Genomic DNA, 13994 nt, shown 5'->3' with positions numbered 1-13994 from the left:
ACCCCGGCCCCCGGTCCTCTGGTGAGGGCCGGGGGCCGGGGCGCGGGTGCCGCTACTTCGTGCCGCCGACGCCCAGCGGGCGCAGCGTGAGGGTGTAGTCGTACGCCTTGTCGGCCTTGACCCGGTACTGGTCGCGCACCGGGTTCGGGGTGTCGCCGACGCCGGTGACGGCGTGGTCGGCGTGCAAGGTGTTCCAGCCGTCGTTGCGCTTCAGGAAGTGGGGGTACGAGGCGCGGTCGAGGTCGTCGTACGCGCTCGCGCCCACCTCCAGATCGCCCGAGACCAGCAGCCCGCCGGCACGGCCGTCGGTGAGCGAGGCCCAGCGCACATCGTCGTGGTTGCCGTGGTCCTGCGGCTTCAGGTACTCGACGTACTGGTCCTCGACGGAGGAGGACCAGACGCCCATGGGCGTGCCGTCCTTGCGGTCGTTGAAGTTCTCGACCGGACCGCGGCCGTACCACCGGAACGTGTCGTACCGCTCCGGCACCTTCAGCTGCATGCCCACCCGCGGCAGGTACGACAGCTTGGCGGCCTCGCCGCGCGCCTGGACCTGGTGCCGGACGCCGATCTCACCGGAGCCGTCGACGCGGTACGTCATGGTCTGGTCGAAGGACGCGTTGGTCGCCTCGGGCGGGGTGACGGTCGTGGTGAAGGCGACGGTGACGGTGCCGTCGTCGCCCGGGGTCACGTCCGTGCCCTTGACGGTGGCGCGCAGCCGGTCGAGGCCGAGGGAGCGCCACTGCTTGCCCTCCGCGGTGCCCCATTCGGAGCGCTCGTTGCTGATCGGGGCGCGCCAGACGTCGAGTTCGGGGCCGGAGGTGAGGAGTTCGCGGCCGCCCGCGCGCATCGAGGTGAGCGTGCCCTTCTTCTTGTCGAAGGTGTAGCGGAAGTCCGGGCCGGTGACCTCGACCGTGTCGCCCTTGGATGTGGTCTTGACCGGGGCCTTGGCCTCGCCCGTACGGGACGGCTCCGGCTCGGGGACCTTCGTCCCGCCGACCGCGAACTGCCCGAAGGACACCACGTGTCCGGCCTTCGCCCAGTTGGCGTCGTGCGCGGTCACCGCCTGGACGGTGAGGTGGCGCTCGTAGCCGCCCGGGTTCGCGGGCGGGGCGGGCAGCTGGACCTCTTCGCTCGCGTCGGGCCCGACGTTCAGCGCGCGGGTGCCGCTCGCGACGGTCTTCGCGCCCTCGGTCACCTTCCAGCGCAAGCGCAGATCGGAGGTGCCGGTGAAGACGCGCTCGTTGGTGACCTCGACCCTGCCGGAGCGGGCGTCGGCGTCGGTGATCCGGATCGGCGCCTGCACCCAGGCGAGCTGGGCGGTCTCCGGCTCCGGCTTGCGGTCGGCGGTGACCAGACCGTCGACGCCGGATTCGTAGAGGCCGTAACTGAGGTAGTCGCCCTTGCGCTGGAAGCTGTCGAAGTCCAGCGCGATCAGGGCGTCCCGCTTGGGGTCGGCACCGGCGGCGAGCCGGGCCGCGCCGAGCGCGGTGTCGTAGACGCGGACCTGGTCGATGGTGCCCTTGGCGGTGCGTCCCGGGTAGCCGTCCTCCATGGTGTCGGCGTTGCGGCCGACGCCGAGGTCGTAGCCGGTGTAGTCGATGGAGCCGCTCCAGGCGGTCTCGGCGAGCTGCTTGCCGTCCACGTACAGGCGCAAGTGCCCGCCGTCATAGGTGCCGGTGACGCGGTGCCAGGCACCGGTCCAGCCCTCGGGGACGTCCGCGGTCACCGTGCGGGGCTTGCCCTCGCTGGTGATCGTGAACTCCAGCGTGTCGGCGTCCTTCATCCGCAGCACGTACTGGTCGCCCTTGCTGACCATGGTGAAGTCGCCGGTGAACGGCTCGGCGGGCTTGACCTGGGCGTCGAGGGTGACCGCCTTGCCGGTCAGGTCCAGCTTGGGGTCGCGGTAGGTCTCGACGAAGTCGTCCAGACCGGAGAGGTACAGCGCCTTGTTGTGCTTGCCATGGTTCCCGTCCACGACCTTCGGCTTGCCGGAGAGGCTGGCGGCGATGCCGTTGCCGGAGGAGTCGGGCGTGGTGATCAGGGGGCGCTTGATGTTCTGCTCGGCCCAGTCCCAGATGAAGCCACCCTGGGCCCGGGGGTACTTGCGCATGACCTCCCAGAACTCCCGGAAGTTGCCGAGGCTGTTGCCCATGGCGTGCGCGTATTCGCCCATCACGATGGGCTTGGTGAAGGTCTTGGCCTTGTCCTCCAGCTTCGCGGGCGTGGCGTAGCGGGGGCCCGCGATGTCGGCGAACGGGGCGTCGCCGTCGGGCCGGTTGGGCTGGTGGTACAGCGGCCGGGTCGGCTCGTTCTTCTTCGTCCACTCGGCCATGGCGTAGTGCGCCTTGCCGAGTCCGGCCTCGTTGCCGGTGTCCCACATGATGACGCTGGGGTGGTTCTTGTCCCGCTCGACCATGCCCTGGTGCCGCTCCATGAACGCCTTCTGCCACTCGGGCTTCTCGGCGAGGCAGTGGTCCGGGCAGTCCTCGAAGCTGTGGGTCTCGACCTCCATCTCGTCGTCGATGAGGATGCCCTCACGGTCGGCGAGTTCGTAGAGGTACGGGTCCGAGGGGTAGTGGGAGGTGCGGATCGCGTTGACGTTCAGCCGCTTCATCAGCCGTACGTCCTGCTCCATGCGCTCCCGGGTGGCGTACCGGCCGGTGGTGGGGTCGGTCTCGGCGCGGTTGACGCCCCGGATGAGGATGCGCTTGCCGTTGAGCTTGAGCTGCTGGTCCTTGACCTCGACCTCGCGGAAGCCGACGCTCTGCCGGACGGTCTGCGTCGTCCTGCCGTCGGCGTCGCGCAGCTTCAGCACGAGTTGGTACAGATTCGGCGTCTCGTCGGACCACTTGGCGGGGTTCTTCACCTCCGCCGTCAGCTCGGCCTTGCCGTCCGCCTCCTCGGCGGACAGCCGCCGCACCTCACGGCCGCGCGGGTCGTACAGCACGCCCGTGACCCGCTGCTTCCCCTTCTCGCCGCCCTCGGCGCGCGCGATGTCGACCTCGGCGCGCAGCGTGGCGTCACGGTAGGAGGAGTCGAGGTCGGTGGTGACGTACGCGTCCTCCATCCGGGTCTTGGGGGTGGCGTACAGCGACACGGAGCGGAAGATGCCCGCGAAGCGCCACTGGTCGTAGTCCTCCAGATACGAGCCCGCGCTCCAGCGGTGCAGCTGGACGGCGACGCGGTTGTGGCCGGGCTTCAGATAGTCGGTCACGTCGAACTCGGCGGGGACGTAGCCGCCCTGGTCGTAGCCGACGTACCGGCCGTTGATCCAGACGAACGCGCCGGAGGTCATCCCGTCGAAGCGGAGCACCTGACGGCGCCCGTCCCAGTTCTCCGGCACCTGGACGTCCTTGAGGTACGCCCCGGTGGGGTTGACGTCGTGCGGGATGTTCGGGGGGTTCTCGGGCACGATCTCGCCGTCGATGTTGCGGAAGATCGGGTGGTCGAGGTCGTCGGTCTGCCAGGTGTGCGGAACCTTCACCCGCTGGAATCCCTGGGCGGAGGACGCCTCGTAGTCCTCCTTCCAGAAGCCCTTGGGCGCGTCCTCGGGCCGGTCGGCGAGGGCGAAGCGCCAGCTGCCGTCGAGGCTGCGCTGCCACTTCTTCGCGTCCGGCCCGGTGGGCTTCAGCCGGGTGTGCGGGGGCTCCTGGCCCTCACCGGTCTTCTCCGGATCCTCCAGGTAACGGTGCACATCGGCGGGGAACTTGCCCGCGTCCGACGCTCTGCCGACGGCGCTGTCCGCCGTGGTGAGGGCGGCTCCGAACGCGGTGGCCATGGCAGCCGTCACCGCGATCAGTCGTGCGCCGTATCTGTCGCGTACCGTGCCCAATCCGACCCCACCTCACATATTCGCAAGAAAACCAACACAGCTGAACAGCGATGCACGCTATTGGCCGGGTAAAGAGAGCGTCAACGGTCCGGACGGATCTCTGTGCGATCCGATGAGGCGCGGAGGTTTCACAGTGATGATGAGACAGCAATACTGATGAACCGATCGGGCAGCACACCGGAGAGCGAGGCGCGCCGATGACCACCCCCGACAGCGAGGTAGGGGCCAGCGAGGAACCGACCCTCACCGTCGACGAGCTGGCGGCCCGGGCCGGGGTGACCGTCCGCACGATCCGCTTCTACAGCACCCGCGGGCTGCTGCCGCCGCCCGCCATCGGCCCGCGCCGGGTGGGGCATTACGGGCCCGGGCATCTGTCGCGGCTCGCCCTGATCGAGGAGTTGCAGCACCACGGTATGACCCTCTCCGCCATCGAGCGCTATCTGCGGCAGCTCCCGGCGGACCTGAGCGCGGACGACCTGGCCATCCACCGCGCCCTCGTCGCCTCCTGGGCCCCCGAGGCGCCCGAGGAGGCGACCCGCGCGCAGCTGGCCCGGCGGGCGGGGCGCGAGCTGTCGGACGAGGACGTCGACCGGCTCGCCGCCCTCCACGCGCTGGAGCGCACCGACCGGCCGGACGTCTTCCGCGTCGACCCCGGAGTGCTGCACCTGGGCCTGCGGCTGCTGGACGTCCCCATCGACCTGGAGACGATACTGGCGGCCCAAACCGTCGTCCTGGAGCACAGCCGCTCCGTGGCCCGCGAGCTGGGACGGCTCTTCCGCGACGAGGTGTGGGGCCCGGAGCGGGAGCCGGAGTCCGGCGGCGGGGCGGAGCGGGTGGCGGCGAAGAAGTCGCTGTCGGCGGACATGCAGCCGCTGGTGGTGCAGGCGCTGGTGATCGCGTTTCAGCGGTCGATGAAGCAGGAGCTGCGGGCCTGGTACGGGACCGACTGATTCCTCATGGTGTGTTCCTTGTGGTGTGTTCCTTTGTAGTGGGTGCGCTCAGCTCCGTACGAGGGCGGCGGCCAGCTCGGCGGGGCGGACGGCGAACGGCGAATGGCTGCCCGGCAGCGTCCGTACGGTGAACGGCTGGTCCGGCATCGCCGCGTCGGTCTCCGCGATCATCAGGTCCTGCACCGCGGGCGTCAGGGCCCAGTCCTCGGCACACCGGACGAAGGTCCGCGGGATACGGCCCCACCGCTGACGGGTGAGGGCGACCGGGGTGGTCGGTATCGCGAACGGCATATCGGGGCTGAGGGCGTCGCGCCAGCGGGCGAAGGACGCGGCGGGAACGTCGTGGTAGTACGCCAGCCGCAGCGCCTCCGCGTACTCCGGGTCGGCGGGGCGCGGATTGACGCGGAACGCGCCGATGGCCTCCGGGTCGCCCACCATCAGCCCCTGTCCGCGGGTGGCCGCGGTCTGCTCCGGGGCCGCCATGTAGTCGGCGAAGCGGGGTCGTGCCGCGGGCACGACGGACGTCAGATAGACCAGCTCGTCGACCAGTTCGGGAGCCTGCTCCGCGGCCAGGGAGGCGGAGACGCCACCGGCGCTGTGCGAGACGAGGACGACCTTGCGGTGGCCGCGTACCGCGCGCAGGGCCGAGACGACGGCCCCGGCGCACTCCTCCAGGGTCAGCCCGGCCAGCGCGGACTTCTCGGTCGCGAAGCCCGGCTGGCCGGGGTCGTGATAGCCGGAGGGCACCGGGGCGTCGAAGCCGTGCCCCGGCAGGTCGACGGCGAGGCTCAGCGCGCCGAGCCCGGCCAGGGCGCGCTGGGTGGGCGCCCACTGCCAGGAGGAGTGCCAGGCGCCGTGGACGAGGACGAAGACGGTGCCGGAGGGGGTGGGGTGGCTGTTGCTCATGTTGTTCAAGTTGCTCATGGGGACAGTCCACCCGCTCGGGACCCTGCTATCCACCGCGATATCTGGCCAACAGGGCGCCGATATCCGCCAGATATCGGCGCCCCGTCCGCCCCTTGGTCCGCTAGTCCGCGAAGTGCTCGCCGCGCTCCGCCTTCTCCAGCAGCAGCGGCGACGGCGCGAACCGCTCGCCGTACGCCGCCTGTAGTTCCCGCGCGCGGGCCACGAAGCCCGCCGGGCCGCCCTTGTAGCCGTTGATGTACTGGAGCACCCCGCCCGTCCAGCCGGGGAAGCCGATGCCCAGGATCGAGCCGATGTTGGCGTCGGCGACGGACGTCAGCACGCCCTCCTCCAGCAGCCGCACCGTGTCGAGGGCCTCGCGGAAGAGCATGCGCTCCTTCATGTCCTCGAAGGGGATGCTCTTGTCACGGGCGGTGCCGAAGTGTTCGCGCAGCCCCGGCCACAGCCCCAGGCGCTTGCCGGTGTCCGCGTCGTACTCGTAGAAGCCCGCTCCCCCGCTGCGCCCCGGGCGCCCGAACTCCTCCACCATGCGGTCGATGACCTCGTCGGCCGGATGCGGCTGCCACTCGCCGCCCGCCTCCAGCGTCGCGCGCCGCGTCTCCTCGCGGATCCTGCGCGGGAGGGTCAGGGTCAGCTCGTCCATCAGGGAGAGCACCTTGGCGGGGTAGCCCGCCTGGGCGGCGGCCTGCTCGACCGAGGCCGGGTCGATGCCCTCGCCGACCATGGCCACGCCCTCGTTGATGAAGTGGCCGATGACGCGGGAGGTGAAGAAGCCGCGGGAGTCGCTGACGACGATCGGGGTCTTGCTGATCTGCCGCACCAGGTCGAAGGCGCGGGCCAGCGTCTCCTGGCTGGTGCGCTCGCCCTTGATGATCTCGACCAGCGGCATCTTGTCGACGGGCGAGAAGAAGTGCAGCCCGATGAAGTCTTCGGCGCGCTCCACCCCCTCCGCCAGCAGCGTGATCGGCAGGGTGGAGGTGTTGGAGCACAGCAAGGCGTCCGGCGCGACGATGGGCTCGATCTCCTGGAAGACCTTGTGCTTGAGCGCCGGGTCCTCGAAGACCGCCTCGATGACGGCGTCGCAGCCCGCGACGTCGCGCGCGTCGGCGGTCGGGGTGATGAGGGCCAGCAGCGCGTCGCGCCGGGCCTCGCTCGTACGGCCCTTGGCGACCGCCTTGGCCAGCAGCCCTTCCGCGTACGCCTTGCCCTTGGCCGCGGCCTCGTCGGAGACGTCCTTCAGCACGACCTCGATACCGGCCTTGGCGCAGGCGTACGCGATGCCCGCGCCCATCATCCCGGCGCCCAGCACCGCGACCTTGCGGACCGTGCGCGGCTCGATGCCCTGCGGCCGGTTGGCACCGGAGTTGACCGCCTGGAGATCGAAGAAGAACGCCTGGATCATGTTCTTGGCGGTCTGGCCGACGACCAGTTCGGTGAAGTACCGGGCCTCGATGGTCTGCGCCGTCTCGAAGTCGACCTGCGAGCCCTCGACGGCGGCGGCGAGGATGTTGCGCGGCGCCGGGTAGGGGGCGCCGTTGAGCTGCTTGCGCAGATTGGCCGGGAAGGCGGGCAGGTTGACGGCGAACTTCGGGTCGGCCGGGGTGCCGCCGGGGATGCGGTAACCCTTCTCGTCCCAGGGCTGCCGCGACTCGGGGTGCGCGTCGATGAAGGCCCGCGCCCGGGCCACCATCTCCTCCGGCGTGTCCACCACCTCGTGCACAAGCCCCGCCTCCAGCGCCCGGCGCGGGGCGTACCGGGTGCCCTGGAGCAGCACCTTGAGCAGGGCGTCGGCGACACCGAGCAGCCGCACCGAGCGAACGACGCCGCCGCTGCCCGGCAGCAGACCGAGGGTGACCTCGGGGAAGCCGATCCGGGACGCGGGGGTGTCGAGGGCGATCCGGTGGTGACAGGCGAGGGCGATCTCGAAACCGCCGCCGAGCGCCGCGCCGTTGATCGCGGCGACGACGGGCTTGCCGAGGGTTTCGATGCGGCGCAGCCCGCGCTTGATGCGCAGGTTGGTCTCGAACGCCTGCGGGGCCTGGTCGGGCCCCAGCGTGACCATGTCCTTGAGGTCGCCGCCCGCGAAGAAGGTCTTCTTGGCGGAGGTGACGATGACGCCGCGAACCGACTCGTCTTCGGCCTCCAGCCGGTCGGCGACCGCGTCGAGGGAGGCGATGAAGGCGGCGTTCATGGTGTTGGCGGACTGGCCGGGATCGTCGAGGACGAGGGTGACGATGCCGTCGTCGCTCTGCTCCCAGCGGATGGTCGAGGCGCTGGCGGGGTTGCTCATCTGACGGTCTCCAGGGGCGAGGGGGCGGAACGGAAGCGGGTCGGAGGTTGGTTGCGGACGAGGTCAGGGCGGGCCGCCCTCGGCTCCCGCCCCCGCCCGAGCCCGCCGCGGCCCGCCGCACGCCCCCCGGCGGCAAAGCCGCAAGGACCGACGACGGGCCCGCGGGCCGGGCCCCCGGCTCGGGGCAGGACCCGGAGCCGGGCGCCGGGGCCGGGGGTGGAACCCCCGGTTCGGGAAGGGGCGGGGTGGGGAAAAGCCTCCCGCGGCCACCGGGCTACAGCCGCTCGACCACCGTCGCGATGCCCATGCCGCCCCCCACGCACAGCGTCGCCAGGCCGTAGCGCTCGCCGCGCCGCTCCAGCTCGTCCACCAGCGTGCCGAGGATCATCGCTCCGGTGGCGCCCAGCGGGTGGCCCATGGCGATCGCGCCGCCGTTGACGTTGATCTTGTCGAGGCCGAGCCCCATGTCCTCGGCGAAGCGCAGCACGACCGCCGCGAACGCCTCGTTGATCTCGACCAGGTCGATGTCGTCGATGGTCAGCCCGGCCTTGGCCAGGGCCTTGCGGGCGGCGGGGGCCGGGCCGGTGAGCATGATGGTGGGGTCGGCGCCGGAGACGGCGGCGGAGACGATGCGGGCGCGGGGGTTGAGCCCGTAGCGCTCGCCGGTCTCGCGGTTGCCGATGGCGACGAGGGCCGCGCCGTCCACGATGCCGGAGGAGTTGCCCGCGTGGTGGACGTGGTCGATGGCCTCCACCCAGTGGTACTTCTGGAGCGCCACCGCGTCGAAGCCGCCCGCCTCGCCGATCGTCGCGAACGACGGCTTGAGCCCGGCCAGGGTCTCGGGCGTGGTGCCCGGGCGGATGTGCTCGTCATGGTCGAGGACGGTCAGCCCGGCGCGGTCGCGGACCGGGACCACGGAGCGGTCGAAGCGGCCCTCCTTCCACGCCACGGCCGCCCGCTCCTGCGACAGCGCGGCGAAGGTGTCCACGTCGTGGCGGGTGAAGCCGCCGAGGGTGGCGATGAGGTCGGCGCCGATGCCCTGGGGGACGAAGCCGGTCTCGTAGTTGGTCATCGGGTCGGCGAACCACGCGCCGCCGTCGGAGCCCATCTTCACCCGCGACATCGACTCGACGCCGCCCGCCAGCACCAGGTCCTCCCAGCCCGAACGGACCTTGGCCGCAGCCATGTTGACGGCCTCCAGACCCGAGGCGCAGAAGCGGTTCTCCTGGACGCCCGCCACGGTCACCGGGAGCCCCGCCGCGATGGCCGAGACCTTGGCGATGTCGGAGCCCTGGTCGCCGAGCGGGCTGACGACGCCGAGCACCACGTCGTCGATCGCCGCCGGGTCCAGATCCGGGAACCGCCGCCGGATCTCGTGGATGAGGCCCACGACGAGGTCGACGGGCTTGGTGCCGTGCAGGGCGCCGTCGGCCTTGCCGCGTCCGCGCGGGGTGCGGATGGCGTCGTACACGTACGCTTCGGTGCTCACGTCTGCTGCCTTTCGGGGTGGGCGGATCAGGAGGCCGAGTCGGTGGGCGGCGTCGGAGTCACGTCGGGTACGCCCCAGTCGCGGGCCACCTCGGCGGCGTGCGCGCCGGGCCGGGCGGGGCCGCCGCGCACCCGGCCCGGGGTCGCGGAGAAGCGCGGGGCGGGCGCGGGCTGGGTGATGCCCGCCGCTTCGACGAAGGTGTCGCGGGCGGCGAGTTGCGGATGGCGGGGGGCCTCGCGCAGCGACAGGACGGGCGAGACGCAGGCGTCCGACCCGTCGAAAACCGCCGTCCACTCCTCGCGGGTGCGCTCCTTGAAGCGGGCGGCGATGACGGCGCGCAGCTCGTCCCAGCTGTCGATGTCGCCGCGGGCGGGTGCCTGGTCGGCGACCCCGAGCAGGTCGATGAACTCGGCGTAGAAGGCCGGTTCCAGCGCGCCGACCGCCATATGGCCGCCGTCGGCGGTCTCGTACGTGCCGTAGAAGGGGCAGCCGCCGTCGAGGAGGTTGCTGCCGCGCCGGTCCTGCCAGCCCCCGGCCGCCATCATGCCGTGCAGGACGGCCGTCAGATGCGCGGTGCCGTCCACGATCGCCGCGTCCACCACCTGGCCGGTGCCGCCGGAGCGGGCGTGCTGGAGGGCGGCGAGGACGCCGATGACGAGGTAGAGCGAGCCGCCCGCGTAGTCCCCGAGCAGGTTCGCGGGCGCGACCGGCGGGCCGTCGGCCTCCCCGGTCAGGCCCAGCGCGCCGGTGAGGGCGATGTAGCCGATGTCGTGCCCGGCCGTGCCGGAGAGGGGGCCGTCCTGCCCCCAGCCGGTCATCCGGCCGTAGACGAGCCGGGGGTTACGGGCCAGGCAGGGGTCGGGGCCGAGGCCGAGCCGCTCGGCGACGCCGGGGCGGTAGCCCTCGATGAGGATGTCGGCCCGCTCCACGAGGCCGAGCGCGGCGTCCCGGCCGCGCTCGGACTTCAGGTCGAGCAGGACGGAGCGCTTGTTGCGGTTGGCGAGGTCGTACGCCGGGTCGATCTTCAGGCCCCCGGGGCGGCCCGGGCGGTCGACCCGTACGACATCGGCGCCCAGGTCGCCGAGGAGCATGGCCGCGAACGGCCCGGGCCCGATTCCGGCCAGCTCCACCACCCGCACCCCGGCCAGCGGCCCGTGCCCCGTCGCTCCGCCCACGCCTGCTGCCGCCGCCATCCGGGACCGTCCTCAGCCTTTGTGACACCACCGCTGTAACACCGCCGATGCTAAGAACGCGCCCCTCATTCCACAAGCCCCCACCCGGTGCGGGGTGTTCAGCGCGGCGTGTCCGCGCCGTCCGCCGGGACCGGACGCTCCCGCAACAGGTGGTCGCCCCCGAGCGCCGGGTCCACCAGACGGCCCAGCCGGCGCGGCACATCGGCTCCCACCAGCACGATCACCACCAGCGTCAGACCGGACGTCAGCACCGCCAGGGCCTGCCCGAGCGGCATGCCCTCCGCCAGCCGCGCGCCCAGCACCGGGGCCACGGCGCCGCCGAGCGCGCCCGTGTTGTAGACGAAGCCGAGCGACGCGGCCCGGTTCTCCGTGGGGAAGTGGCCCGCGATGTACTTCGGCAGGATGCCGGAGATCCCCTGGCTCAGGGCGAGCAGGCAGAACAGCAGCACCCCCAGCCCCACCAGCGTGTCCCGCACCGCGAACACCGGGAAGACGAAGCACAGCGAGGCGAGCAGGGTGTACGCGTAGGCCCGCCGGGTCCCGATCCAGTCCCCGGCGAACCCGGCCAGCCAGCATCCGGCCATCGTGCCGAAGCCCGCGTAGAACATCGCGTCGGTGACCTCGGAGGGCGCGTACCCCAGCTCCGTCTTCAGATAGGTGGGCAGCAGCGCCTGGATGGGCCAGCTGTAGAGGAAGGCGCAGAAGACCGTGCATATGAGTGCCACGTACAGCAGCCAGCCGCGCCGTCCCCCGAGCTGGGCGGCGAAGGCGAGCAGCGCGCCCGCCGCCAGCAGCGACAGCGGCCACCGCCAGCCCTCCCCCAGCGGGGTGAAGACGCAGAACAGCGCGGCGCTCGCGGCCACCGCCAGGGCCGTGTTGAGGTACCCGAGGCGGCCGGTGAACAGGGGCCGGAACGGGTTGGGCCGGGCGGCGCCGGACGCGGCCACCTCCTCGCGCCAGTCCCCCGCCTCCGGCAGCGCGCGCCGCACCCACAGCGCGACGAACACGGGCAGGACGCCGATGTAGAACATCCAGCGCCAGCCCCAGGCGGGTACGACCCACTTGTACAGCTCGGCGGCGAGGATCGTGCCGCCCGCGTAACCGGAGATCAGAAAGCCGGAGGCGCGGTTGCGCAGCTGGGCGGGCCAGCTCTCCAGGGCGTACGTCGCGCTCGCGCTGTACTCGCCCGCCATGCCCATGCCAATCAGCAGCCGGGCGGAGAACAGGCTGAAGTAGTTCCAGGCGAAGCCGCACGCGAAGGTGCCCAGGGAGTAGAGCAGAATGCTGGCGATCATCGCGGGCTTGCGCCCGTACCGGTCCCCCATCGCCCCGAGCAGCGCCCCGCCGAGCCAGCGGGTGATGAAGGCGCCCGAGACCAGGCTCGCCGCCGACGCCGCGCCCAAGTCGAACTCGTCGGCTATCTCGGTCAGCACGAGCGTGATGAGTACGAAGTCGAAGCCGTCGAGCAGATAGCCGATCCAGGCGGCGAACAGCGACTTCCACTGCCGCCGGGAGACCTCGCGATACCAGGGCCCGTGCGATGCCTCGACCGTCACGACAACAGCCCTCCCTCTTCCAGCAGTTGGCGCACCGTCTTCACCGCGTCGTCCCCCAGCGGCACCTGCGGCGCGGCCGTCGCCGGGCAGGCGATGACGCCCAGCAGATGCAGCGCCGCCTTGAAGGCGCCGAGCGCCGACGAACTGCCGCCCATCGCGGCCGGATCCCCGGCGTCGACGAGGGCGAACAGCGCCGCCAGCCGGTCCTGTTCGGCCGCCGCCCGGTCCCAGCGGCCCGCGCGCGCGTGAGCGTAGAGCCGTACGTAGCCCGCCGGGTCGACGTTGCCCAGCCCCGGGACGACTCCGTGGGCACCGGCCAACAGGGCGCCGTCCACGGCGAGTTCGGAGCCGGTGAGCACGGCGAAGGAGTCGGTGAGGCCACGGCGGCGGGCCTCCACGAGCAGCCGCCGCAGCGCGCCGTCGTCCCCGCTGCTGTCCTTGAGCCCGGCGAGCGTGCCGTCGGCGGCCAGCGGCAGCACGATCCGGGGCGTCAGCTTGGAGTGGACGGAGGCCGGGATGTCGTACGCGAACAGCGGCAGCCCGGCGCCCTCGCGCACCCGCCGGAAGTGGTCGGCGATCTCCACCGGATGGGTGCGGGTGAAGAAGGGCGCGGTGGCCACGACCGCGTCCGCGCCCAGCGCGGCGGCGGTCCTGGCATGGTCCACGACCCGCTCGGACGCCATGTCGATCGCCCCGGCGAGCACCGGCACCCGCCCGGCCGCCGCCTCGATCACCGTCTCCAGCACGGTACGGCGCCTGCCGTCGCCCAGATACGCGGCCTCGCCGCTCGACCCGAGCGCGAACAGGCCGCTCACACCCGCGTCGATCAGCCGCTCGGCGAGGGCGGTGAGCGAGGCCCGATCGACCTCGCCGGCCGGGGTGAGGGGCGTGCACAGGGGCGGGACGACACCGGTGAGCGGAGCCGGAAGACTCATCTGGACCCTGCTTTCGTCGTGGAGCGGCGTTCCGAACGGGACAATCCGGACGTCGGACGTCCTATGTTTTGGGGCGAATCTGACGGAGCACCAGCCCCCTGTCAAGTACGCCCGCGTCCAGCGCCCCGTCCGGATACCGCCAGCCATCGCCTCGTCCGCGGACCACGATGAATGGCATGAGCGACAACAAGGCATACGAGATCCGGGCCATCGCGCCCGAGGTGGCGAAGCAGCTGCGGATCCAGGACGACGCGGGCAACCCGCCGCGCATGGTGAGAACCGAGGAAGGCAACAACCCGCTGCGCTGCTGTCTGGGCCGGAGCCTGCCGGGCGAGACCATCGCCCTCGTCTCCTACGCCCCGCTGCGCCGCTGGGCCGAGGAGACGGGCGCCGAGCCCGGCCCGTACGACGAGCAGGGGCCCGTCTTCGTCCACGCCGAGGAGTGCGACGGCTGGACCGGCCCCGGCTTCCCGTCCGGCATGTGGGGCGACCACCGGGTGCTGCGCGCCTACTCCGCGAAGGGCAACATCCTCGGCGGACGGCTGCTGACCAGCGGCGGGCAGCAGCGTTGCGAGGAGACCCTGGCGGAGCTGTACGCGGACCCCGAGGTGGCCGCGGTGCATGTGCGCTGCGTCGAGTTCGGCTGCTTCGTGGCCGAAACGCGGCGGGTCCGCTAGGTCCTGTCCGGCGGATCTTCGTGGATCAGCCCGCGGCGTCTGGTGCGGTACACCGCAAGGCGGAGGGGCGTCCTCGTACCGGGTCGTACTCGGGCGATCCCGACAACGCGGCGAGGTGCCGTGCCAGGCGTCGTGGGCCCGCGAAGAT

9 protein-coding genes are annotated in these 13994 nt (G+C 71.9%); 2 read left to right on the top strand and 7 right to left on the bottom strand.

What is annotated here, in order from left to right:
* Positions 1-52: 52 nt before the first annotated feature.
* Positions 53-3832, bottom strand: a complete 3780-nt coding sequence (locus tag ACZ59A_RS34745; protein WP_470967148.1) for a glycoside hydrolase family 2 TIM barrel-domain containing protein — start codon at positions 3830-3832, stop codon at positions 53-55.
* 197 nt (positions 3833-4029) lie between these two features.
* Here ACZ59A_RS34745 and ACZ59A_RS34740 point away from each other — a divergent pair, with 197 nt between their 5' ends.
* Entirely contained in the window at positions 4030-4782 is a 753-nt protein-coding gene (locus ACZ59A_RS34740) for a MerR family transcriptional regulator (protein ID WP_470967145.1), read from the top strand.
* Positions 4783-4830: 48 nt separating this feature from the next.
* On the opposite strand, the gene ACZ59A_RS34735 is transcribed toward ACZ59A_RS34740, so the two are convergent.
* From ACZ59A_RS34735 to ACZ59A_RS34710, 6 genes are all read right to left on the bottom strand, one after another.
* On the bottom strand, positions 4831-5706 hold the full coding sequence (locus ACZ59A_RS34735) for an alpha/beta fold hydrolase (protein WP_470967143.1): 876 nt from the start codon (positions 5704-5706) through the stop codon (positions 4831-4833).
* Positions 5707-5809: 103 nt separating this feature from the next.
* Positions 5810-7996: a 3-hydroxyacyl-CoA dehydrogenase NAD-binding domain-containing protein gene (locus ACZ59A_RS34730; RefSeq protein WP_470967140.1), complete on the bottom strand. Its 2187-nt coding sequence runs from the start codon at positions 7994-7996 to the stop codon at positions 5810-5812.
* A gap of 274 nt (positions 7997-8270) precedes the next feature.
* A complete protein-coding gene (locus ACZ59A_RS34725; RefSeq protein WP_470967138.1) occupies positions 8271-9485 on the bottom strand; it encodes an acetyl-CoA C-acetyltransferase in 1215 nt (404 codons plus the stop codon).
* 26 nt (positions 9486-9511) lie between these two features.
* Positions 9512-10678, bottom strand: coding sequence for a CaiB/BaiF CoA transferase family protein (locus tag ACZ59A_RS34720; protein ID WP_470967136.1), 1167 nt, complete (start codon positions 10676-10678; stop codon positions 9512-9514).
* Between the two features lie 98 nt (positions 10679-10776).
* Entirely contained in the window at positions 10777-12234 is a 1458-nt protein-coding gene (locus ACZ59A_RS34715) for a sialate:H+ symport family MFS transporter (protein ID WP_470967133.1), read from the bottom strand.
* Positions 12231-13169 carry a dihydrodipicolinate synthase family protein gene (locus ACZ59A_RS34710; RefSeq protein ID WP_470967131.1) on the bottom strand — a complete coding sequence of 313 codons (939 nt, stop codon included), beginning with the start codon at positions 13167-13169 and terminating at the stop codon, positions 12231-12233. Before ACZ59A_RS34710 ends, ACZ59A_RS34715 begins: the two co-directional genes overlap by 4 nt.
* A 176-nt stretch (positions 13170-13345) precedes the next feature.
* Here ACZ59A_RS34710 and ACZ59A_RS34705 point away from each other — a divergent pair, with 176 nt between their 5' ends.
* On the top strand, positions 13346-13846 hold the full coding sequence (locus ACZ59A_RS34705) for a DUF1203 domain-containing protein (protein ID WP_470967129.1): 501 nt from the start codon (positions 13346-13348) through the stop codon (positions 13844-13846).
* Positions 13847-13994: the final 148 nt, after the last annotated feature.

Source organism: Streptomyces sp. NPDC040405, assembly GCF_055595765.1.
Note: the sequence above shows the minus strand (reverse complement) of the source record. Positions and strands in the feature narration are given on the sequence as shown.

Excerpts from the sequence above, each read along its gene's own strand:
- ACZ59A_RS34720 (WP_470967136.1), bottom strand. The coding sequence starts at position 10,678 with ATGGCGGCGGCAGCAGGCGTGGGCGGAGCGACGGGGCACGGGCCGCTG.
- ACZ59A_RS34710 (WP_470967131.1), bottom strand. The coding sequence starts at position 13,169 with ATGAGTCTTCCGGCTCCGCTCACCGGTGTCGTCCCGCCCCTGTGCACG.
- ACZ59A_RS34735 (WP_470967143.1), bottom strand. The coding sequence starts at position 5,706 with ATGAGCAACTTGAACAACATGAGCAACAGCCACCCCACCCCCTCCGGC.
- ACZ59A_RS34705 (WP_470967129.1), top strand. The coding sequence starts at position 13,346 with ATGAGCGACAACAAGGCATACGAGATCCGGGCCATCGCGCCCGAGGTG.
- ACZ59A_RS34740 (WP_470967145.1), top strand. The coding sequence starts at position 4,030 with ATGACCACCCCCGACAGCGAGGTAGGGGCCAGCGAGGAACCGACCCTC.
- ACZ59A_RS34730 (WP_470967140.1), bottom strand. The coding sequence starts at position 7,996 with ATGAGCAACCCCGCCAGCGCCTCGACCATCCGCTGGGAGCAGAGCGAC.